This window comes from Mycolicibacterium canariasense, from assembly GCF_002101555.1.
Taxonomy (GTDB): Bacteria; Actinomycetota; Actinomycetes; order Mycobacteriales; family Mycobacteriaceae; genus Mycobacterium; species Mycobacterium canariasense.
In genome coordinates, this window is sequence record NZ_LQOL01000064.1 from 1 (window position 1) to 21,849 (window position 21,849).

General features: G+C 68.5%; 26 protein-coding genes. 23 read left to right on the forward strand and 3 right to left on the reverse strand.

What is annotated here, in order from left to right:
* The 5 genes from AWB94_RS22905 to mftG form a co-directional block, all read left to right on the forward strand.
* The coding region (locus AWB94_RS22905; protein WP_133058223.1) for an SPASM domain-containing protein at positions 1-489 on the forward strand (489 nt) is incomplete at its 5' end.
* A gap of 2 nt (positions 490-491) precedes the next feature.
* Positions 492-1,679: a pre-mycofactocin synthase MftD gene (gene mftD, locus AWB94_RS22910; RefSeq protein ID WP_062658260.1), complete on the forward strand. Its 1,188-nt coding sequence runs from the start codon at positions 492-494 to the stop codon at positions 1,677-1,679.
* A gap of 102 nt (positions 1,680-1,781) precedes the next feature.
* Positions 1,782-2,525, forward strand: a complete 744-nt coding sequence (gene mftE / locus AWB94_RS22915) for a mycofactocin biosynthesis peptidyl-dipeptidase MftE (RefSeq protein WP_062658259.1) — start codon at positions 1,782-1,784, stop codon at positions 2,523-2,525.
* Positions 2,522-3,934 (forward strand): mycofactocin biosynthesis glycosyltransferase MftF, encoded by a 1,413-nt coding sequence (gene mftF, locus AWB94_RS22920; protein ID WP_062658271.1) that lies wholly within the window; start codon positions 2,522-2,524, stop codon positions 3,932-3,934. Before mftE ends, mftF begins: the two co-directional genes overlap by 4 nt.
* A 9-nt stretch (positions 3,935-3,943) precedes the next feature.
* A complete protein-coding gene (gene mftG / locus AWB94_RS22925) occupies positions 3,944-5,323 on the forward strand; it encodes a mycofactocin dehydrogenase MftG (RefSeq protein ID WP_062658258.1) in 1,380 nt (459 codons plus the stop codon).
* Here the strand turns inward: mftG and AWB94_RS22930 are convergent.
* On the reverse strand, positions 5,313-6,842 hold the full coding sequence (locus AWB94_RS22930) for an MFS transporter (RefSeq protein WP_062658257.1): 1,530 nt from the start codon (positions 6,840-6,842) through the stop codon (positions 5,313-5,315). The two genes, mftG and AWB94_RS22930, sit on opposite strands and share 11 nt — an antisense overlap.
* 90 nt (positions 6,843-6,932) lie before the next feature.
* Between AWB94_RS22930 and AWB94_RS22935 the strand changes: the two genes are divergently transcribed.
* The gene (locus AWB94_RS22935; protein ID WP_062658256.1) at positions 6,933-7,577 is read left to right on the forward strand and encodes a TetR/AcrR family transcriptional regulator; all 645 of its coding nucleotides are present in this window, start codon (positions 6,933-6,935) and stop codon (positions 7,575-7,577) included.
* Here AWB94_RS22935 and AWB94_RS22940 read toward each other — a convergent pair.
* On the reverse strand, positions 7,543-8,805 hold the full coding sequence (locus tag AWB94_RS22940; RefSeq protein ID WP_062658255.1) for a cytochrome P450: 1,263 nt from the start codon (positions 8,803-8,805) through the stop codon (positions 7,543-7,545). The two genes, AWB94_RS22935 and AWB94_RS22940, sit on opposite strands and share 35 nt — an antisense overlap.
* A gap of 118 nt (positions 8,806-8,923) precedes the next feature.
* On the opposite strand from AWB94_RS22940, the gene AWB94_RS22945 reads away from it, so the two are divergent.
* A complete protein-coding gene (locus AWB94_RS22945; RefSeq protein WP_062658254.1) occupies positions 8,924-10,549 on the forward strand; it encodes a carboxylesterase/lipase family protein in 1,626 nt (541 codons plus the stop codon).
* A 4-nt stretch (positions 10,550-10,553) separates the two neighbouring features.
* The gene (locus tag AWB94_RS22950; protein WP_062658253.1) at positions 10,554-10,901 is read left to right on the forward strand and encodes a nuclear transport factor 2 family protein; all 348 of its coding nucleotides are present in this window, start codon (positions 10,554-10,556) and stop codon (positions 10,899-10,901) included.
* Here AWB94_RS22950 and AWB94_RS22955 read toward each other — a convergent pair.
* Positions 10,889-11,383, reverse strand: a complete 495-nt coding sequence (locus AWB94_RS22955; RefSeq protein ID WP_062658252.1) for a hotdog fold domain-containing protein — start codon at positions 11,381-11,383, stop codon at positions 10,889-10,891. The two genes, AWB94_RS22950 and AWB94_RS22955, sit on opposite strands and share 13 nt — an antisense overlap.
* 435 nt (positions 11,384-11,818) lie before the next feature.
* Here AWB94_RS22955 and rpsJ point away from each other — a divergent pair, with 435 nt between their 5' ends.
* From rpsJ to AWB94_RS23030, 15 genes are all read left to right on the forward strand, one after another.
* The gene (gene rpsJ, locus AWB94_RS22960; RefSeq protein WP_003883485.1) at positions 11,819-12,124 is read left to right on the forward strand and encodes a 30S ribosomal protein S10; all 306 of its coding nucleotides are present in this window, start codon (positions 11,819-11,821) and stop codon (positions 12,122-12,124) included.
* A gap of 26 nt (positions 12,125-12,150) precedes the next feature.
* Positions 12,151-12,804: a 50S ribosomal protein L3 gene (gene rplC, locus AWB94_RS22965; RefSeq protein ID WP_024453867.1), complete on the forward strand. Its 654-nt coding sequence runs from the start codon at positions 12,151-12,153 to the stop codon at positions 12,802-12,804.
* Positions 12,804-13,472 (forward strand): 50S ribosomal protein L4, encoded by a 669-nt coding sequence (gene rplD / locus AWB94_RS22970; RefSeq protein WP_062658251.1) that lies wholly within the window; start codon positions 12,804-12,806, stop codon positions 13,470-13,472. Before rplC ends, rplD begins: the two co-directional genes overlap by 1 nt.
* Positions 13,472-13,774 carry a 50S ribosomal protein L23 gene (gene rplW / locus AWB94_RS22975; protein ID WP_024453869.1) on the forward strand — a complete coding sequence of 101 codons (303 nt, stop codon included), beginning with the start codon at positions 13,472-13,474 and terminating at the stop codon, positions 13,772-13,774. The genes rplD and rplW overlap by 1 nt, the downstream gene beginning before the upstream one ends.
* 22 nt (positions 13,775-13,796) lie before the next feature.
* Entirely contained in the window at positions 13,797-14,633 is an 837-nt protein-coding gene (gene rplB / locus AWB94_RS22980) for a 50S ribosomal protein L2 (protein WP_062658250.1), read from the forward strand.
* A 12-nt stretch (positions 14,634-14,645) separates the two neighbouring features.
* On the forward strand, positions 14,646-14,927 hold the full coding sequence (gene rpsS, locus AWB94_RS22985; RefSeq protein ID WP_010908582.1) for a 30S ribosomal protein S19: 282 nt from the start codon (positions 14,646-14,648) through the stop codon (positions 14,925-14,927).
* A 3-nt stretch (positions 14,928-14,930) separates the two neighbouring features.
* Complete coding sequence (gene rplV, locus AWB94_RS22990; protein WP_062658249.1) at positions 14,931-15,398, forward strand: 50S ribosomal protein L22; 468 nt, start codon at positions 14,931-14,933, stop codon at positions 15,396-15,398.
* Positions 15,398-16,210 carry a 30S ribosomal protein S3 gene (gene rpsC, locus AWB94_RS22995; protein ID WP_062658248.1) on the forward strand — a complete coding sequence of 271 codons (813 nt, stop codon included), beginning with the start codon at positions 15,398-15,400 and terminating at the stop codon, positions 16,208-16,210. The genes rplV and rpsC overlap by 1 nt, the downstream gene beginning before the upstream one ends.
* A 2-nt stretch (positions 16,211-16,212) precedes the next feature.
* Positions 16,213-16,629, forward strand: a complete 417-nt coding sequence (rplP, locus tag AWB94_RS23000; RefSeq protein WP_024453873.1) for a 50S ribosomal protein L16 — start codon at positions 16,213-16,215, stop codon at positions 16,627-16,629.
* Entirely contained in the window at positions 16,629-16,862 is a 234-nt protein-coding gene (gene rpmC, locus AWB94_RS23005) for a 50S ribosomal protein L29 (RefSeq protein WP_062658247.1), read from the forward strand. Before rplP ends, rpmC begins: the two co-directional genes overlap by 1 nt.
* 2 nt (positions 16,863-16,864) lie before the next feature.
* Entirely contained in the window at positions 16,865-17,173 is a 309-nt protein-coding gene (gene rpsQ, locus AWB94_RS23010) for a 30S ribosomal protein S17 (protein ID WP_062658246.1), read from the forward strand.
* A gap of 19 nt (positions 17,174-17,192) precedes the next feature.
* Positions 17,193-17,753, forward strand: coding sequence for an NUDIX hydrolase (locus tag AWB94_RS23015; protein ID WP_234811855.1), 561 nt, complete (start codon positions 17,193-17,195; stop codon positions 17,751-17,753).
* 162 nt (positions 17,754-17,915) lie between these two features.
* On the forward strand, positions 17,916-20,267 hold the full coding sequence (locus tag AWB94_RS23020) for an arylsulfatase (protein ID WP_062658244.1): 2,352 nt from the start codon (positions 17,916-17,918) through the stop codon (positions 20,265-20,267).
* Positions 20,267-20,968, forward strand: a complete 702-nt coding sequence (locus tag AWB94_RS23025) for a hypothetical protein (protein WP_062658243.1) — start codon at positions 20,267-20,269, stop codon at positions 20,966-20,968. Before AWB94_RS23020 ends, AWB94_RS23025 begins: the two co-directional genes overlap by 1 nt.
* Positions 20,965-21,819: a formylglycine-generating enzyme family protein gene (locus AWB94_RS23030; RefSeq protein ID WP_062658242.1), complete on the forward strand. Its 855-nt coding sequence runs from the start codon at positions 20,965-20,967 to the stop codon at positions 21,817-21,819. Before AWB94_RS23025 ends, AWB94_RS23030 begins: the two co-directional genes overlap by 4 nt.
* Positions 21,820-21,849: the final 30 nt, after the last annotated feature.

A 21,849-nucleotide genomic window follows, 5' to 3' on the forward strand; every position in this document is an offset into this window, starting at 1 on the left:
GTCGGCGACGTGTATGCCTGCCCGTTCGCCATCCACGAGAAGTTCCTGGCCGGAAACGTGCTCACCAGCAACGGGTTCCAAGACGTCTGGCAGAACTCCGAACTGTTCCGTGAGCTACGCGAGCCGCAGTCCGCCGGTGCCTGCACCGGGTGCGGGCATTACGACGCCTGCCGGGGCGGCTGCATGGCCGCGAAGTTCTTCACCGGGCTGCCGATGGACGGCCCGGATCCCGAGTGCGTGCAGGGCTACGGCGAACCGGCGCTGGCGCGCGAGCGGGACAAGCCCAAGTCGAGCATCGACCATTCCCGCAGCGGTGGCCGTAGCAAGCCCCGGGGTGCCATCCCACTGACACTCCTCACCGCGCCTCCGACGCTCGATGTCGGCGCCGGCGCGCCTCGCACGTCCCATGTCGGCGCCGGCGCGCCTCGCACGTCCCATGTCGGCGCCGGCGCGCCTCCGAAGAAGTTCTGCAACGAAAGCCCGATCTGATCATGGCCCGCGATACCTGGTTCGAAACCGTCGCCATCGCCCAGCAGCGCGCGAAGAAGCGGCTGCCCCGCTCCGCCTACTCCTCGCTGATCTCGGCGAGCGAAAAGGGCGTTTCGGTCTCCGACAATGTCGAGGCCTTCGCCGAACTCGGCTTCGCTCCGCACGTGATCGGTGCGACCGAGAAGCGCGATATGGCGACAACCGTGATGGGGCAAGACATTTCGCTGCCGGTCATCATCTCGCCGACGGGTGTGCAGGCGGTGCACCCCGATGGTGAGGTGGCGGTCGCGCGGGCGGCGGCCGCGCGTGGCACGGCGATGGGACTGTCCTCGTTCGCCAGCAAGCCCATCGAGGAAGTCACCGCAGTCAACGACAAGATCTTCTTCCAGATCTATTGGTTGGGCAGCCGCGAGGAGATCGCCGAGCGGGTTCAGCGCGCCAAGGATGCCGGGGCGGTCGGCCTGATCGCCACCACCGACTGGAGCTTCAGCCACGGGCGGGATTGGGGCAGCCCCAAGATCCCGGAGCGCATGGATCTCAAGACGATGATCAAGATGTCCCCGGAGGTGATCGCCAAACCCCGGTGGCTGTGGAGTTTCGGCAAGCATCTGCGCCCGCCTGACCTGCGCGTTCCGAATCAGGGCCGACGCGGCGAGCCGGGCCCGACCTTCTTCGAGGCCTACGGCCAGTGGATGGGCACCCCGCCGCCCACCTGGGAGGACATCGCCTGGCTGCGTGAGCAGTGGCCCGATGCCCCGTTCCTGCTCAAGGGCATGGTGCGCGTCGACGACGCCAAACGTGCTGTGGATGCCGGGGTTTCGGCCATCACGGTGTCCAACCACGGCGGTAACAACCTGGACGGCACGCCGGCGGCAATCCGTTGCCTGCCTGCGATCGCCGACGCCGTCGGCGACCAGATCGAGGTGCTGCTCGACGGTGGCATCCGCCGCGGCAGCGATGTGATCAAGGCCGTGGCGCTCGGAGCCAGGGCGGTCATGATCGGCCGGGCCTATCTGTGGGGTCTGGCCGCCGAGGGGCAAACCGGGGTGGAGAACGTCCTCGACATCCTGCACGGCGGGATCGACTCGGCACTGCGCGGGCTCGGCAAGGCTTCCATCCACGATCTGTCAGCCGACGACATCTTGATCCCGGAGGGCTTCACCCGCGCGCTCGGGGTTCCTGCCGGCTGATACGGACGTGGCTGACGTGGCGGACGTGACCCGGGGCCGGCCGATCGTGGCCCGGTATGGAAATCAATTGCTGCGCATGCGCCAACAATCGGCGCACACCAGGTGAATTCGGCCTACCATCGTCCGGTGGCCTTCCCCACCGATCTCGGCACCGTGACGTCGAATCGGTTGCGTGGTGCGTCGCCCGCCGGGCCGCCGGCGCTGATCGTCCCGCTGGGTTCCACCGAACAGCACGGACCCCACCTGCCGCTGGACACCGACACCAGGATCGCCGTGGCGGTCGCCCGTGCGGCGGCCGGCCGGATCGGGCCGGCGTGGTTGCTGGCCCCGCCGCTGAGCTACGGCGCCAGCGGTGAACACGAGGGATTCCCCGGGACGGTGTCGATCGGCACCGAGGCACTGCGGCTGGTGCTCACGGAGTTCGGCCGGTCGGCGTGTGGCTGGGCCTCCCGGGTGGTGTTCGTCAACGGGCACGGTGGCAACGTGGACGCGTTGACCGGCGCCGTGACGCTGCTGCGGTCGGAAGGGCGCGACGTCGCCTGGACGTCGTGTACGGTGCGGGGCGCCGATGCTCATGCCGGACATACCGAAACTTCTGTATTGCTACATATTTCACCAGAGAACGTGCGGATCGAGGAACGCGTGCCGGGTAACAGAGCACCGTTGTCGGAGTTGATGCCGGCGATGCGCCGCGGCGGGGTGGCCGCGGTCAGTGAGATCGGGGTACTGGGAGATCCGACCACGGCCACCGAGCGGGACGGTGGGGAGCTGTTCACCGCGATGGTCGACGGATGCGTGCACCGGGTGTCGGCCTGGTCCCCGGACGCGCACGGGATGCTCAGATGACCGGCCCACGGCTGCCCGACGGATTCGCCGTCCAGGTCGACCGTCGGGTCAAGGTGCTGGGCCAGGGCGCCGCGCTGCTGGGCGGGTCCCCGACCAGGCTGCTGCGGCTGGCGCCGGCGGCGCGGACCTTGCTCGACGGCGGCCGCCTCGAGGTGCACGACGCGCTGTCGGCGCAGCTGGCCCGTACGCTGCTGGATGCCACCGTCGCCCATCCGCGCCCGGCCAGCGGGCCGTCGCACCGCGATGTCACAGTGGTTGTGCCGGTACGGGACAACACCCTTGGCCTGTGCCGGCTGGTGCGCTCGCTGCGCGGGATGCGGGTCATCGTGGTCGACGACGGCTCGGCGGTGCCCGTGCGGGACTCCGATTTCGAGGGCATGTACTGCGACGTGCTGGTGTTGCGGCATGAGCGCAGCCGCGGGCCCGCCGCCGCACGCAACACCGGGCTGGCGGCGTGCACCACCGACTTCGTGGCATTCCTGGATTCCGACGTGGTGCCCCGCCGGGGGTGGCTGGAATCGCTGCTGGGCCACTTCTGCGACCCGGCGGTGGCCCTCGTCGCGCCGCGCATCGTGAGCCTGCACGAGCCGGACAATCTGGTGGCGCGGTACGAGTCGGTGCGATCCTCGTTGGACCTGGGCATGCGGGAAGCTCCCGTGGTGCCGTACGGGCCGGTGTCCTATGTGCCCAGCGCCGCCATCATCTGCCGGCGCAGCCTACTGCTCGAGGTGGGTGGCTTCGACGAGACGCTGCGCTCCGGTGAGGACGTGGACCTGTGCTGGCGGTTCGTCGAGGCCGGACACCGGTTGCGCTACGAACCCATCGCCCTGGTGGGTCATGACCACCGCACCCAACTGCGGGAGTGGTTCGGGCGCAAGGCCTTCTACGGTCAGTCCGCCGCCCCGCTGTCGGTTCGCCACCCCGGCAAGACGGCACCGATGGTGGTCCATCGGTGGATGCTGCTGGTCTGGATCCTGCTGGCCTCCGGTTCCACCATGGGTTACTTCGCGGCCGCCGTCATCACCGTGCTGTTCGGTCGCCGCGTCGCGACGGCGCTGGGCGCGGTGGAGACCGAACCCAAAGAGGTCGCCGTGATGGCCGCGCGCGGGTTGTGGGGTTCTGCGCTGCAGACCGCTTCTGCCATCTGCCGGCACTACTGGCCGGTGGCGCTGTTGGCGGCCGTTTTCTTCCGGCGGTGCCGGCAGGTGGTGCTGGTCGCCGCGATCGTCGACGGGCTGGCCGACTGGGCCGCCCGCAACCACAACGCCGAACAGGACGCGCAGCGGGTAGGCGTGCTGAGCTATCTGCTGCTCAAACGCCTCGACGACATCGCCTACGGGCTCGGGCTGTGGACCGGCGTGGTGCGCGAACGCCATGTCGGCGCGCTCAAACCGCAGCTCCGGTCGTGACACCCGCCGTTGACTGACGTCCTGATCGTTGGTGCGGGCAGCGCCGGCTCGATTCTGGCCGAACGTCTTTCGGCCGATGATCGGTGTCGGGTCACGGTGCTGGAGGCCGGCCCCGGTGCCGACGATCCCGCGGTGTCGGCGCAGTTGCGCGACGCCGGCCGGCTTCCCATCGGACCGGGCAGTCCCGTCGTGCGGCGGTACACCACCACACTGACCGACCGCCCGAACCGGTCCGCCGACGTGCTGCGCGGTGCCGTGGTGGGCGGCTCCGGCGCCATCAACGGCGGCTACTTCTGCCGCGGCCGCCCCGCCGATTTCGACGGCTGGGACGTGCCGGGGTGGCGCTGGGACGATGTGCTGCCACACTTCCGGGCGATCGAGACCGACCTCGACCACGACGGTCCGCTGCACGGCACCCGCGGGCCCATCCGGGTCCGCCGGACGGCGCACTTCAGCCCGGGCACCTCGGCGTTCGTCGAGCGGGCGCTCGGCATGGGCTATCCGTGGATCGACGATCTCAACGGTGCGCCGGGTCCCGACGGGGTGGGGGCGGTTCCGCTCAACATCGACCACGGCATCCGGCTCGGGCCCGGGGCGGCGTTCCTGGCACCGGCGATGGGTCGTTCCAATCTCGTTGTACGGCCCAATGTCCCGGTGCTGCGCGTGCTGATCGACGGTACCAGGGCCGTCGGTGTCGAGGTGCTCGGACCCGCGGGTGCGCAGACGCTGGCCGCGGATCGAATCGTGTTGTGCGCCGGGGCGATCGGCTCAGCCCACCTGTTGCTGGTATCGGGGATCGGGCCGGCCCGGATGCTCGAGTGGGCCGGTATCGCGGTGCGTGCCGACCTCCCGGTCGGGGTCGGCTTCTGCGATCACCCGGAATGGGTGCTTCCGGTGGGCTGGCCGGCCACCGGCGGTCGGCCTCCGGTGGAGGCCGCGCTGTCCGTCGATGACGTCGAAATACGGCTTTACACCTCGGGTTTCAGCGAGATGACGGGAGCCGGTCGGGCGGACGACCCGCATATCGGTATCGCTTTGATGCGGCCGCGCTCCCGCGGGCGGCTGTCGGTGCTGTCACCGCGGATCACCGATGCCCCGGTCCTCGAGCATCGTTACGACCGGGAGGACGCCGATGTGGCCGCGCTGCATGCGGGCGCCGAGCTCGCCACGGCACTATCCGGAATGGCTGGGGTACAAGCACATTGGTCCACGACGCAGCATCTCAGCGGCACGGCGCCGATGGGGCCGGTGCTCGACGAGCGCTGCCGGGTGCGCGGCCTGCAGGGACTGTGGGTGGTGGACGGCTCGATCATGCCGAGCCTGACCAGCCGTGGCCCGCACGCCAGCATCGCGATGATCGGACATCGGGCGGCCGAGTTCATCTCCTGAACAGCAACCGGCCGTCACGGCCCGGTGCGCACAGTGCGGCGAGCACGGCGACGACGGTCGTCACGACGGCCAGGACCGTCAACGAACTGTGCATGGCGTAGAGGAAGGCCATTCTCGCGGCATCCGCCAGGTCCCCGCCGGCCGGCCCCAATCGTGTTGCGACGTTGAGTGCTTCGCCGAGTGATCCGGCTGCCGGGGCGTGTACCGGTTCGGGATAGCGACCCAGCGCGGGCGCGATCTCGGCGGTGTAGCGGCCGGCGAGCATCGACCCGGCGAGTGCGATGCCCAGCGCCGCCCCCATCTCCCGTGTGGTGTCGTTGACCGCCGAGGCCACCCCCTGCTTGCCGTCGGGCGCCGAGGTCATGATCGCCGACGTCGTCGGCGCAGTGAGCAACCCGATACCGGCACTGATCACCATCAACGGCCAGGCCAGCTCCCAATAGGACGCATCGATGCCCACGCCGCGCATGCACAGCAGTCCGATGGCCATCAGCGTAAGCCCGGTGAAGACCACCAAGCGCAGGCCGAACCGCGGGAGGTACCAGGCCGACAGCGGGGACAGGATCAGCACGGGCACCGCCAACGGGGAAAGCGCGACGGCGGTGCCCAAAGGCGAATAGCCGAGCGCGAGTTGGAGGAACTGCATCTGCAGGAAGAAGAAACCGAACATGGTCATGAACATCGTCGTGATAGCCGCTGCGCCGGTGGCGAATTCGGGCACCAGGAACAGGCGTACATCCAATAGTGGTGCACGCCTGCGCAGCTCGACGATGCCGAAGGCCACTATCAAAGCCACGCCAGCGCCGATACCGCCCAGCACGACGGGGTGCCCCCAGCCGCGCACCGGGGCCTCCATGATGCCGAACACCAGCACCGCCACGGCGGCGCCGATCAGCACCGCGCCGACGGCGTCCAGCGGCGCGGAGTCCGGATCCCTGGACTCCGGGATGGTCAGCGTCAGCACAAAGGTCAGTGCCGCGCCCGCGGCGAACGCCCAGAACACCGCGTGCCAGGTCCAGATGTGCAGCAGCAGGCCGGAGCCCAGCATGCCGACGATGGCACCGCAGCCGGCGACACCGGCCCAGATGGCGATGGCCTTGGTGCGCTGGTCTTTTGGATATGCCGTGGTGAGCAGCGACAGGGTGGCGGGCATGATGAACGCGGCTCCGGCGCCGGCCACCCCGCGGGCCGCGATCACCAGGCCGGGGTCGGGGCTCAGTGCCGGGACCACCGAGGCCGCCGCGAACACTGCCAGTCCGGCCAGCAGTGCACTGCGCCGGCCGAACCGATCGCCGATCGCACCGGCGGGCAGCAGCAGGCAGGCCAATGTCAGGGTGTAGCTGTCCACGATCCACGTCAGCTGGGTCTGACTGGCCGACATTGCGACGGCAATATCGCCGAGCATGGTGTTGAGCGCCACCATCGACGAGATGACCAGCAGCACGCCCAGGCAGGCGATGCACAGCGTCCAAGCCCGGGCGCGCGCCGAGACGGCGGGCTGCACGGGGGTGTCGACCACGCTCGACTCCTCCCCGGATGCGACATAATGAGACCGATGGTCTTGCTACGAGACTAACAGTCTCGTTTCTTTGCGGGAGGTGTTTCGAGCATGGCGGCCGAATCGGACCCGCGGCCGGCCCGGTCCCGGGCGCGGTTGCTCGACGCCGCGACGGCGCTGCTGCGATCGGGTGGTCCCAGCGCGGTGACCGTCGACGCCGTCCTGCGCGGCGCGAATGTCGCCCGGGCCACGCTGTACCGGCATTTCCCCAGCGGAAACGACTTGCTGGCGGCGGCTTTTCACGCGTTGATCCCGCCCGCGCCGGAACCACCGCCGGACGGGCCGTTGCGAGATCGGTTGACGGCCCTGGTGCAGGCGCAGGCCGCGCTGATCGCGGAGGCGCCGATCACGGTGGCCGCCATGTCCTGGCTGGCGCTGGGTGGCGATATGACCACGCCGCCCTGGCTGGGCACCGCGGGGCACTCGAGCAGCCCCGAGGTGCAGACGCTGCGCGCGCGGGTCGCCGAACAGTACGCCGCCCCATTGGAGTCGGTGCTGACCAGTCCCGAGGCGGTGGCCGTGCTCGGCGACGTGGACCGCACCAGGGCCGCGGCACTACTGCTCGGCCCCGTCGTGCTCGGCAAGCTGAGCACGCTGCCCGATTTCGACTACGCGGAGATCGCGCGGGCGGCGGTCGACGGTTTCCTGGCCACTCAAGCGATCAGCGCAACGCGTACCGAATCGGCAGGTGCTTGAGGCCCCCGACGAACACGGTGCGGGAAAGCTCTGGGGGTCCGGCCAGTTCGATGGAGTCGAGGCGGGGTAGGAGCTCACCGAACAGGCTGGTCATCTCCATCCGGGCCAGTGCGGCACCCAGACAGAAGTGCACGCCGTACCCGAAGGCCAGATGCTTGTTGGGGTCCCGGCCGACGTCGAACCGGAACGGGTCGGTGAACACGTCCTCGTCGCGGTTGCCCGACACATAGGCCAGGTAGACCGATTCCCCCTTGGCGATCGGGATGCCGCGCACCTCGGTGTCGGCGGTGGCGGTGCGCATGAACTCCTTGACCGGTGTGGTCCAGCGGATCATCTCCTCGACCGCGGTGCCCAGGAGGTCCGGTTGTGCGCGGATCCGGTCCAACTCGCCGGGATTCTCGATGAGTGCGTGCAGGCCGCCCGAGATCGCGTCCTTGGTGGTGTCATGGCCGGCGCTGGCCACGATCACGTAGTAGGAGGCGGTGTCGACATCGGAGAGCGGCCGGCCGTCGACGGTGCCGTTGGCGATCGCCGATGCCAGGTCCCCGGTCGGCTGGGCCCGGCGCGATGCGGTCAGCGCGGAGAAGTAGGAGAAGAAGTCCAGCAACACCTCCAGGCCGTCCTCCAGAGACTTGCCGCGCTGGTACTCCTCGTCGTCACCGCCGAACATCTCCTGGGTGAGCATGTGCATCCGGCCGAAATCGGATTCGGGCAGGCCCAGCAGCGACATGATCACGTACAGCGGGAAGTTGACCGCGATCTCGGTGACGAAATCGCATTCGGGGCCGATCTCGCGCATCCGGTCCACGTAGCGCTTGGCCAGTTCGTCGACGCGCACCTTGAGATCGCGCATGGCCTTCGGCCGGAACCAGTCCGCCCCGATGGCGCGCACCTTGCGATGGTGCGGATCGTCCATGTGGATCAGCGTGCGCAGCCCCATGCCGGCCTCCAACTGCGCCTTGGCCATGTCGTCGGCGTCGGCGGTGGCCAGCAGCGGGCGCGGCTCGCTGATGAACAGGTTGTTGTCGCGTTCGATCGCCATGATGTCGGCGTGTTTGGTGATCGCCCAGAACGGGCGGTACGGCCGGGTGTCGACCCAGGAAACCGGCTGCTCGGCACGCAACCGGCGCAGGGCGGCATGCAGCCGCGGTTCATCGGCGTAGGCACCGGGATCGGCCAGCACTCGGTTGTCCGGGCTGACCGGGCGATCGGTGGTCGGGGTGCTCATCGGCGGCTCCTTGCGGTCGACTTGACAGGTGTCAGGTTTCCGGTCGCTCTCAGTGTCGACGATGCACGCCCTCGCGCGGGCGGCTTTGCGCCGATCGGCTGCCGTAGGCTCGCAGATCATGCTGTCCGGTCCGGTTCGGCGCCGTTGGTCAGGCGCCGTCGCTCGCTTGTTGGCGGTCTTGGCCATCGGTGTGGTGGTGTTGGGCGGCTGCGCACGTGGCGCCGGCCAGACCGCCGACACCAGCCAGGTGCCCACCCCGGACCCGCGCCTGGACAACGGCGTCGTGCACCTCGCCGATGGGCAACTGCAGGGTGCGGTTGCCTCGGGCTACGTTCTGTTCCAAGGAATTCCGTACGCGGCGCCGCCGGTGGGAGCCCTGCGTTGGCAGCCGCCCGCCCCGGTCCGGCCGTGGACGGGGGTGCGCGACGCCACGCTGCCGCGTCCCCGCTGTGTGCAGGACACGTCCCGAGATCCCGGCTGGGGGCGCAAGACCGCGGAGGACTGCCTGACGCTGAACGTGTGGGTGCCCTCCGGCGCGGCCGGGCTGCCGGTCATGTTCTGGATCCATGGCGGTGCATTCCTCAACGGCAGCGGTGACCTGTACGGATCGCGATGGCTGGCCACCACGGGCCGGGTCATCGTGGTCACCGTCAACTACCGGCTCGGTGCGCCCGGATTCCTGGCCCATCCCGGTGTGGGGGACGGCAACTACGGGCTGGCCGATCAGCAGGCCGCGCTGCGGTGGGTGCACGAGAACATCGGTGCCTTCGGCGGCGACCCGGCCAAGGTCACCATCGCCGGGGAATCCGCCGGCGCGATGTCGGTGTGCGACCACCTGGTCGCACCCGGGTCGGCCGGCCTGTTCCGGGCCGCGATCATCCAGAGCGGGCCGTGCCAGGCCCAGGCCGATCTGGCCACCGCACACCGGGAAAGCCTGCGCTACGCCGCGCGGGTGGGCTGCGCCGACCCGGCCGACGCCGCGCGCTGCCTGCGCGCGCTACCGGCGGCCGAACTCGATCAGCCGCCGTGGTTCTACCGGATCGGCAATGACTGGCTGACCGGGCCGACGACGGGAACCCCGGTGCTGCCGGGCGATCCGGTCACGCTGATCCGCGACGGTAAGGCCGCCAAGGTGCCGGTGTTGATCGGCACCAACCGCGACGAGTTCACCTTGTTCGTCGCGCTGCAGTACCTGCGTACCCGGCACGTGTCGACGCCGGCCGACTATCCGGGCCTGCTCGCCGACACCTTCGGTGCCGACGGGCCCGCCGTCGGCGAGCGCTATCCGCTGGCCCGGTTCGGTGGCAGCACGTCGCTGGCGTACGCCGCCGCGGTCACCGACGGTGTGTTCGCCTGCGTCGCGCACCGGATGGCCACCGACCTGGCAAGGGCGGCGCCGGTCTTCGGCTACGAATTCGACGATCCCGCTCCGCCAACTCCGGACCCGTTGCGGCAGTTGCCTTTTCCGGTCGGGGCCAGTCACTCGTTGGAACTGCGGTACCTGTTCGAGATCGGCGGGGCTCCGCCGCTGGATGCCGCACAGCAGCGGCTGTCCGACCAGATGCTGTCGTACTGGACGCAATTCATCACCACCGGTGTCCCGGCTGCGCCCGGTGGGCCGATCTGGCCGCCGGTCAACGAGGGATCCGACCCGTGGATGCAACTGCGGCCCGACGGCAGTCGGATGGTCACCGACTTCGCCGCCGCGCACCAGTGCCCGTTCTGGGCCGGGTTGAAAGGCTGACGACATGGACGGCATGGATGGCTTCGCGCAGGCCTGGGTGGATGCCTGGAACCGGCACGATGTCGAGGCGGTGCTCGCGCATTTCCACGACGATGTGGTGTTCACCTCGCCGGTGGCCGAGCGGGTGGTGCCCGGCAGTAGGGGAGTGGTGCACGGCAAGCCCGCCCTGCGCGCCTACTGGACCCGTGGGCTGGCGCAGCTGCCGGACCTGCATTTCGAGTTCGTCGCCGTCTATCGCGGCGTCTCCAGCGTCGTCATCAACTACCGCAACCACCGCGGTCAGCTGGTCAACGAGGTGCTGATCTTCGACGGCGACCTGGTGCGCGAGGGGCACGGCACCTACCTCGACTGACCACCCGCCGCATGGACCGTCACCCAGGTGGTGATCTCGGCGTGCACCACCTCGGTGCCGTCGCGGTCGGTGATGCGCACCGGCACCAGGATCTCGGTCCCCTCCGTGATGGCGGCGAAGTCCGGCACGTCGAACTGTGCGACCGCGCGCAGTGAGGTGGTGGCCTTGGCCAGGTATTGCACGGTCATGGCCTTGGGAATCCAGCGGTGGGTGGTGGGCACGGTGGCCTCCATGGCCATGCCCATCGCCACCTCGGCCGCATTGCACGACGCGATCGCGTGCACGGTGTGCAGGTGGTTGTGCACGAAGAACCACTTGGGTACCGCCACCTCGGCGCGGCCCGGCTCCATCCGCAGCACATGCGGCAGCACCGAGGCGAAGTACGGGACCCGCAGCATCGCCGCGGCCGAGAAGATGCGGGTGCCTCCGGGCCGTCCGGACAGCTGTTGCCAGGCGCGATAGGTCGGGCTGAAAGCCGGCATGGCATCACCTTACTGTGCAGTAAGATAGGGGCATGGCCCGAGGCTGAGGCCAGGAACGATTTTCGTCTCACGAGGGGTCCTGGCTTCAGCCTCGCCGGCAGCGCCGATCGCGGCAGCTCCCGGTCGGGCCGGGATTTGGCGGACGCCCCGATCTGGGGCATACTGTTCGGGTTGCCTTGAGCCGGGTTCTGCCCGCCAGGGCATCCGACCCGCGCTCGTATGGGCGCACCCGGTCCCCACCTCGATCGTGACCTTATTTCAGGCGCGGGCGAGTGTGCGCGAGGGCGACACACCCGAGCGCGGGGGCCGGTGAACCAGAGACAGGTAAACAGCGGCGGCATAGCCAGCGTCACGCACATGTGCGTGGCGCACGAACACAGAGGTTTTTTCGCGCCCAGGCGCGCGGAAGCCCGCTAGTAGTGAGGTAGGAGAAGCGTGGCGGGACAGAAGATCCGCATCAGGCTCAAGGCCTACGACCATGAGGCGATCGACGCCTCGGCGCGCAAGATCGTCGAGACAGTCACCCGTACGGGCGCCAGTGTGGTCGGCCCGGTGCCGCTGCCGACCGAGAAGAACGTGTATTGCGTCATCCGGTCCCCCCATAAGTACAAGGACTCGCGGGAGCATTTCGAGATGCGTACCCACAAGCGCCTTATCGACATCCTCGACCCGACGCCGAAGACCGTTGACGCCTTGATGCGCATCGACCTGCCGGCCAGCGTCGACGTCAACATCCAATAGGCATCCCAGTAGGAGAAACCAGAGAAATGGCTAGAAAAGGCATTCTGGGCACCAAGCTGGGTATGACGCAGGTGTTCGACGAGAACAACAAAGTCGTCCCGGTGACGGTCGTCAAGGCCGGCCCCAACGTGGTGACCCGCATCCGCACCACCGAGCGCGACGGTTACAGCGCCGTGCAGCTCGCCTACGGCGAGATCAGCCCCCGCAAGGTCAACAAGCCGGTGACCGGTCAGTTCGCCGCCGCGGGCGTCAACCCGCGCCGGCACCTGGCCGAGCTGCGGCTCGACGACGAGGCTGCCGCCGCCGAGTACGAGGTCGGCCAGGAGCTGACCGCCGAGATCTTCGCCGACGGCGCGTACGTCGACGTGACCGGCACCAGCAAGGGCAAGGGCTTCGCCGGCACCATGAAGCGCCACGGCTTCGCCGGTCAGGGCGCCGCACACGGTGCCCAGGCCGTGCACCGCCGTCCCGGTTCGATCGGTGGCTGCGCCACCCCGGGTCGTGTCTTCAAGGGCACCCGGATGTCGGGCCGGATGGGTAACGACCGCGTGACCACCCAGAACCTGAAGGTGCACAAGGTCGACGCCGAGAACGGCGTGCTGTTGATCAAGGGTGCCGTCCCCGGACGCACCGGTGGACTGGTCGTGGTCCGCACCGCGATCAAACGAGGTGAGAAGTAATGACTTCTTTGAAGATTGACGTCCATACCCCGGACGGCAAGAAGGACGGCTCCGTCGAGTTGCCCTCCGCGCTGTTCGGCGTAGAGGCCAACATCGCGCTGCTGCACCAGGTGGTCAACGCGCAGCTGGCGGCCGCCCGCCAGGGCACGCACTCGGCCAAGACCCGCGGTGAGGTGTCCGGTGGTGGCAAGAAGCCGTACCGCCAGAAGGGCACCGGCCGGGCCCGCCAGGGCTCGACCCGCGCGCCGCAGTTCACCGGCGGTGGCGCTGTGCACGCCCCGAAGCCGCGCGACTACAGCCAGCGCACGCCGAAGAAGATGATCGCCGCCGCCCTGCGCGGGGCGCTCTCGGACCGGGCCCGCAACGACCGGATCCATGCCGTCACCGAACTGGTGGCCGGCCAGGTCCCGTCGACCAAGAGCGCCAAGGGTTTCCTCGGCTCGCTCACCGATCGCAAGCGTGTCCTGGTGGTCATCGGCCGTGCCGACGAGGTCGGCGCCAAGAGTGTGCGCAACCTTCCCGGTGTGCACGTGCTCTCGCCGGATCAGCTGAACACGTACGACGTGCTGCGTGCCGATGACGTCGTGTTCTCGGTGGAGGCCCTGAACGCCTACATCGCCGCGAACACCAAGGCCGCGAAGGACCAGAAAGAAGAGGTGTCGGCCTGATGGCAACCGTGACTGACCCCCGCGACATCATCCTGGCCCCGGTCATCTCGGAGAAGTCCTACGGACTGATCGAGGACAACGTGTACACGTTCGTGGTGCACCCGGATTCGAACAAGACGCAGATCAAGATCGCCATCGAGAAGATCTTCTCCGTCAAGGTCGATTCGGTGAACACCGCCAACCGGCAGGGCAAGCGCAAGCGCACCCGGACCGGCTACGGCCAGCGCAAGAGCACCAAGCGCGCGATCGTGACCCTGGCGCCGGGCAGCAAGCCGATCGACCTGTTCGGAGCCCCGGCGTAGTCCGGGAGAGAGATACAGAGACATGGGAATTCGCAAGTACAAGCCGACGACCCCGGGTCGTCGCGGTTCGAGCGTCTCCGATTTTGCCGAGATCACTCGTTCCACTCCGGAGAAGTCGCTCATCCGTCCCCTGCACGGGACCGGTGGACGTAACGCCCACGGCCGCATCACCACGCGGCACAAGGGTGGCGGCCACAAGCGGGCCTACCGCGTCATCGACTTCCGTCGCAATGACAAGGACGGCGTCAACGCCAAGGTCGCGCACATCGAGTACGACCCCAACCGCACCGCGAACATCGCGCTGCTCCACTTCCTCGACGGCGAGAAGCGCTACATCATCGCGCCGCAGGGCCTGAAGCAGGGTGACGTCATCGAGTCGGGCCCCAACGCCGACATCAAGCCGGGTAACAACCTGCCGCTGCGCAACATCCCGGCCGGTACCGTGATCCACGCCGTGGAGCTGCGGCCCGGCGGCGGCGCCAAGCTGGCCCGCTCGGCCGGTGTCAGCATCCAGCTGCTCGGTAAGGAAGGCGCCTACGCCTCGCTGCGTATGCCGTCCGGTGAGATCCGTCGCGTCGACGTGCGCTGCCGCGCCACCGTCGGCGAGGTGGGCAACGCCGAGCAGGCGAACATCAACTGGGGCAAGGCCGGCCGTATGCGATGGAAGGGCAAGCGCCCCACCGTCCGTGGTGTCGTGATGAACCCGGTCGACCACCCGCACGGTGGTGGTGAGGGTAAGACCTCCGGTGGTCGTCACCCGGTGAGCCCGTGGGGCAAGCCCGAGGGCCGCACTCGCAAGCCGAACAAGGCCAGCGACAAGCTCATCGTCCGTCGCCGGCGCACCGGCAAGAAGCGCTAGGAGTAAATAGCGATGCCACGCAGCCTGAAGAAGGGCCCGTTCGTCGACGACCATCTGCTCAAGAAGGTCGACGTCCAGAACGAGAAGAACACCAAGCAGGTCATCAAGACCTGGTCGCGCCGGTCCACCATCATCCCGGACTTCATCGGCCACACCTTCGCCGTCCACGACGGCCGCAAGCACGTGCCGGTGTTCGTCACCGAGGCGATGGTCGGGCACAAGCTCGGCGAATTTGCCCCGACCCGCACGTTCAAGGGTCACATCAAGGACGACCGGAAAGCGAAGCGGCGGTAGGCCATGACGACGACGACTGAATACCCGTCCGCGAAGGCGGTGGCGCGTTTCGTGCCGTTCTCGCCGACCAAGGCGCGCCGGGTCATCGACCTGGTCCGCGGCAAGTCCGTGACCGAGGCGCTCGACATCCTGCGCTGGGCTCCCCAGGACGCCAGCACCACCGTCGCCAAGGTGATCGCCAGTGCGGCCGCCAACGCGCAGAACAACGACGGCCTGGATCCCGCGACCCTGGTGGTCGCCACCATCCACGCCGACGGTGGCCCGACCGCCAAGCGCATCCGTCCGCGCGCCCAGGGGCGTGCCTTCCGGATCCGCAAGCGCACCAGCCACATCACCGTGATCGTGGAGAGCCGTCCGCCGCGGAACGGCAGCGAGAAGGGTTCTGCGGGTTCGACCGCGCGTACCCGTCGCGCGCAGGGCAGCAAGGCTGCTGCTGCGAAGGCCACCGATTCGAAGGAGGGCTCGGAGTAGTGGGCCAGAAAATCAACCCGCACGGCTTCCGCCTGGGCATCACCACCGAATGGAAGTCCCGCTGGTACGCCGACAAGCAGTACGCGGATTACGTGAAGGAAGACGTCGCGATCCGCCGCCTGCTGGCCACCGGCCTGGAGCGCGCCGGCATCGCCGACGTGGAGATCGAGCGCACCCGTGACCGGGTCCGCGTGGACATCCACACCGCGCGCCCGGGCATCGTGATCGGCCGCCGCGGAACCGAGGCCGACCGCATCCGTGCCGACCTGGAGAAGCTGACCGGCAAGCAGGTTCAGCTGAACATCCTCGAGGTGAAGAACCCCGAGAGCCAGGCGCAGCTGGTGGCCCAGGGTGTCGCCGAGCAGCTGAGCAACCGGGTGGCCTTCCGCCGCGCGATGCGCAAAGCGATCCAGTCGGCCATGCGTCAGCCCAACGTCAAGGGCATCCGGGTGCAGTGCTCCGGCCGCCTCGGCGGTGCGGAGATGAGCCGCTCGGAGTTCTACCGCGAAGGTCGCGTCCCGCTGCACACGCTGCGCGCGGACATCGACTACGGCCTCTACGAGGCGAAGACCACCTTCGGCCGGATCGGCGTGAAGGTGTGGATCTACAAGGGCGACATCGTCGGTGGCAAGCGTGAGCTGACCGCCGTGGCGCCGGCCGCCGACCGGCCGCGCCGGGATCGTCCGTCGGGCACCCGCCCGCGCCGCAGCGGTGCGTCGGGTACCACGGCGACGAGCACCGACGCCGGCCGCGCCGCCAACGAGGGTGCAGCGGATGCCGCCGAGGCAACCGCTGAGAGCACGGAGGGCTAATCATGTTGATTCCCCGCAAGGTCAAGCACCGCAAGCAGCACCACCCGGAGCAGCGTGGCATTGCCAGCGGCGGCACCTCGGTCAGCTTCGGTGACTATGGCATCCAGGCACTGGAGCACGCCTACATCACCAACCGGCAGATCGAGTCGGCTCGTATCGCCATCAACCGCCACATCAAGCGTGGTGGCAAGGTCTGGATCAACATCTTCCCGGACCGCCCGCTGACCAAGAAGCCCGCCGAGACCCGCATGGGTTCGGGTAAGGGTTCGCCGGAATGGTGGGTCGCCAACGTGAAGCCCGGACGCGTGCTGTTCGAGCTGAGCTACCCGGACGAGAAGATCGCCAGGGACGCGCTGACCCGCGCCATCCACAAGCTGCCGATCAAGGCACGCATCGTGACACGAGAGGAGCAGTTCTGATGGCAGTTGGAGTTTCGCCGGGCGAACTGCGTGAGCTGACCGACGAGGAGCTCACCACTCGTTTGCGCGAGTCGAAGGAAGAGCTGTTCAACCTGCGCTTCCAGATGGCGACCGGGCAGCTGGCCAACAACCGGCGGCTGCGTGTCGTCCGCCAGGAGATCGCACGGGTCTACACCGTGCTGCGTGAACGTGAACTGGGTCTGGCCGCCGGACCCGTCGGTGAGGATTCGTAAAAATGGCAGACGCAACCAAGAAAGAGGCCGGCTCCAAGCACACGCCGGCCACCGAGAAGCCGCGCGGCCGTCGTAAGACCGCCATCGGCTACGTGGTCAGCGACAAGATGGAGAAGACCATCGTGGTCGAGCTGGAGTCGCGCAAGAGCCACGCGCTCTACGGCAAGATCATCCGGACCACCAGCAAGGTCAAGGCGCACGACGAGAACGGTGATGCCGGTGTCGGCGACCGCGTCTCGCTGATGGAGACCCGGCCGCTGTCGGCCACCAAGCGGTGGCGGCTGGTCGAGGTGCTCGAGCGCGCCAAGTAACCTCGCTGCGCGAGCAGTCGTGAATGTCCCCCAGAACCCACGCGGTGCTGGGGGACATTTGCGTGCGGCGGGCGACGAGTCGATCGCGGTGTACGACGCCGCCGGCGCCGTGCTCGGCCAAGCGCCGCGATCGTGGGTGTACGCCGAGGGCCTCTGGCACGCCAGTGCCGGCGTGCTGGTCCGGTCGCTCGACGGGCGCCGGCTGTACGTGCACCGGCGGACCGACACCAAGGCCGTGTTCGCCGGCATGCACGACTGTCTGGCCGGGGGCGTCGTCGGGCCGGGGGAGCGACCGCCGCAGGCCGCCGCCCGCGAGCTCGGCGAGGAACTGGGCATCACCGGGGTGCCGCTCACCGAAGTGGCGGCCCTGGCCTGGGACGGACGATGGGCCGGCAGACCGATGCGGTGTCACCTGTTCGCCTACCAGGTGCGCTACGACGGGCCCATTCGCCATCAACCGGAGGAGATCGCCGACGGCTGGTGGTGGACCGATGCGCAGCTGCGCGCCCGGTTGGCCGACCCGGACTGGCCGTTCGTGCCCGATACCCGGACTCTGTTGCCGCAGTTGCTCATCGGTTGAGTGGGTCGCCTGCGACAGGGTGAACGAACACGCCGACCCGATGGCGTGACGAATTCGGGTGTCGCGAGCGTCAATTTTCTCAGGCGTGTCCTACCCGGCAGGTGTAATCTCCCGGGCGACCGTCGAGTGCACGGCGGGTCCGACGACCGCAATGGGGTTGCCATGGCAGCTGAGTTCAACGGCAAGATCGCAGTGGATATCCGGGATTCCGAGCCCGATTGGACACCCTATGCCGCTCCCACCGCCCCGCCCGGCGCACCCAACATCTTGTATCTGGTGTGGGACGACACCGGCATCGCGACGTGGGACTGCTTCGGGGGATTGGTGCAGATGCCGGCGATGCGCCGGATCGCGGGCAAGGGGGTGCGGCTGTCCCAGTTCCACACCACGGCGCTGTGCTCGCCGACCCGGGCGTCGTTGCTCACCGGCCGCAACCCCACGACCGTCGGGATGGCCACCATCGAAGAGTTCACCGACGGCTTCCCCAACTGCAACGGCCGCATCCCGGCCGACACCGCGCTGTTGTCCGAGGTGCTGGCCGAACGCGGCTACAACACCTATGCGATCGGCAAATGGCACCTGACCCCGCTGGAGGAATCCAACCTGGCCGCCACCAAGCGGCATTGGCCGCTGGGCCGCGGGTTCGAGCGCTTCTACGGGTTCATGGGTGGCGAGACCGACCAGTGGTATCCCGACCTGGTCTACGACAACCACCCGGTGACCCCGCCGGCGACGCCCGACGAGGGTTATCACCTGTCGAAGGACTTGGCCGACAAGACAATCGAGTTCATCCGCGATTCCAAGGTGATCGCCCCGGACAAGCCGTGGTTCTCCTACCTGTGCCCGGGGGCCGGCCACGCCCCGCACCACGTGTTCGCCGAGTGGGCGGACCGCTATGCCGGCACGTTTGACATGGGCTACGAGCGCTACCGCGAACTGGTCCTGGAGAACCAGAAGAAGCTCGGCATCGTGCCGCCCGACACCGAGCTCTCACCCGTCAACCCGTATCTGGATGTCAAGGGGCCGGGCGGCGAACCTTGGCCGCTGCAGGACACCGTGCGGCCTTGGGACACCCTCGACGACGACGAGAAACGGCTGTTCGCCCGGATGGCCGAGGTGTTCGCCGGGTTCCTGTCCTACACCGATGCCCAGATCGGGCGGATCCTGGATTATCTCGAGGAATCCGACCAGCTGGACAACACCATCATCGTGGTGATCTCGGACAACGGTGCCAGCGGTGAGGGCGGGCCCAACGGTTCGGTCAACGAGAACAAGTTCTTCAACGGCTACATCGACACCGTCGAAGAGAGCATGCGGTTCTACGACCAGCTGGGCGGTCCGGACACCTACAACCACTATCCGATCGGCTGGGCGATGGCCTTCAACACGCCCTACAAGCTGTTCAAGCGCTACGCCTCCCACGAAGGCGGTATCGCCGACACCGCAATCATCAGCTGGCCCAACGGAATCGATGCCCATGGTGAGGTCAGAGACCACTACGTCAACGTCTGCGACATCACGCCGACCGTGTACGACCTGCTCGGTATCACCCCACCCGCCGAGGTCGGCGGTATCGCCCAGAAACCGCTCGACGGGGTGAGTTTCAAAGCCGCCCTTGCCGATCCCGGCGCCGACACGGGTAAGCGCACGCAGTTCTACACCATGCTGGGCACCCGCGGCATCTGGCACGACGGCTGGTTCGCCAATACCGTGCACGCCGCTTCGCCGGCGGGGTGGAGTCACTTCGACGCCGACCGGTGGGAGCTGTTCCACATCGAATCCGACCGCAGTCAATGCCGTGACCTGGCCGCGCAACATCCGGACAAGTTGGAAGAACTCAAGGCATTGTGGTTCGCCGAGGCCGCCAAGTACAACGGGCTGCCGCTGGGCGATCTGAACATCTTCGAGACGCTCGGCCGGTGGCGGCCCTACCTGGCGGTCGACCGGACGAACTTCACCTACTACCCGGGCACCGCGGAGGTCGGCACCGGTGCCGCCGCCGAACTGCGCGGCCAGTCGTTCTCGGTGCTGGCGGAGGTGACCGTCGACACCGCCGATGCCGAGGGTGTGCTGTTCAAACACGGTGCCGGACACGGCGGGCATGTCCTGTTCATCCAGGACGGCCGGCTGCAGTACGTGTACAACTTCATGGGCGAAGACGAACAACGGGTGTCGGCCGAAGCGCCGGCGCCGCTGGGCATCCACGTCTTCGGGGTGCGCTATGACCGCACCGGCACCGTCGAGGGCAGCCACACGCCGCTCGGGGACATCACCCTGCACGTGGACGACACCGTGGTGGCCACCCGCACCGGTGTCCGCACCCACCCGGGCAGTTTCGGTCTGTCCGGCAGCGGGATCGCGGTCGGGCGCAACAACGGCCAGGCGGTATGCGGTGCGTACCGGGCACCCTTCGCGTTCACCGGTGGGACAATCGCCAAGGTGGTGGTCGACATCTCCGGTGCGCCGTACCGTGATGTGGAGAGGGAGTTGGCCCAAGCGTTCGCGAAGGACTGATGACACGTTTTGACACGTTGACGCGCGCCGTGGCGGTCGCCGGGGCCGCTGCGGTCCTCGTCGTCGCCGCCGGATGTGTCCGCACCAGCACCGGAATTCCGATCGCCGCCGAGGGCGCACCCGCAGTCGCCGGTGCGCCCGGCACGTCCACGTCCGGTGACCCGGACCCGTCCCCCTACGGCGTGGTCCCCACCAGCCGCGCCCAGCTGCCCGCGCAGGCGGTGACGTGTGAGCCGGAGAGCAAACCACAGATCGGCTTCGTGGCGAAGGTGGCAGATGCGGCGGCACCGGTGGTCACCGTGCCAGTGCCGGACGGTTGGTCGATGCAGGGCGGCAGCGGCGATATCGCCGGGCATCTCACCGGCCCGCAGGGCATGAACGCCACCATCACCATCGCGGCCACCTCGCTGGAGCCGGCGAAGGCATTCGACGAGTACGCCGACCGCATGATGGCCGAGGCGGCGGTCAGCTCGATCAGCGTGCTGCCCGCCGAGCTGTGCGGCTACAGCGGGCAGAAACTGCTCGGCGCGTGGTCGGACACCCCGCAGAATGCGGTCGAGTTCGTGGACCGGGTGGTGCACGTCTGGACCAATGCGGGCAACTACCTGGTATCGGTGCACACCACCGCGCCCACCGGGACAACGGGATTCGACGGTGCGGCCGAACTGCTCGCCGGGGACTTCCAGATCCGCATCCCATGACCCTGACCGATCTCGTTCAACTGCCGGGCGGGACATTCCGGATGGGCTGTTCGGATTTCTATCCGGAGGAGGCGCCGGTGCGGACGGCGCAGGTGGGCCCGTTCGCGATCGAGCGGCACCCGGTGACGACCGTTCAGTACGCCGCGTTCGTCGAGGCCACCGGTTACCGGACGGTGGCCGAACGGCCGATGGACCCGGCACTGTATCCCGGTGTGCCGGCGGCGGATCTGGCGCCCGGTGCCATGGTGTTCCGGCAGACGCCCGGTCCGGTCGATCTGCGGAACTGGCGGCAGTGGTGGGATTGGGCGCCCGGCGCAAGCTGGCGGTATCCGTTCGGGCCGGAGCGCGGGGAGGGTGCCCCCGACCACCCCGTCGTCCAGGTGGCCTACGCCGACGCGCTGGCCTACGCCGCGTGGGCGGGCCGGCGCCTGCCCACCGAGGCCGAGTGGGAGTACGCGGCCCGGGCCGGGTCGGACTCCACCTACGCGTGGGGTGACGACATGACACCCGGGGGCACGCTGATGGCCAACACTTGGCAGGGTGCGTTCCCGTACCGCAACGACGGGGCCGCGGGCTGGGTCGGGACATCCCCGGTGGGCACCTTCCCGCCCAACGGATTCGGGCTGGTCGACATGATCGGCAACGTGTGGGAGTGGACGGCCACAGAGTTCACCGGCCGGCTGGCCAACCCGTGCTGCCTGCCGGATGACGATCCCGGGGTCAGCCAGGCGCTCAAGGGCGGATCGCACCTGTGCGCACCGGAGTACTGCCACCGTTACCGGCCGGCGGCCCGCTCACCGCAGTCACGGGACACCGCGACCACGCACATCGGCTTTCGCTGCGCGGTGTGATGGCCTGTTGCGCCGCCGCCTTCTGCGGCG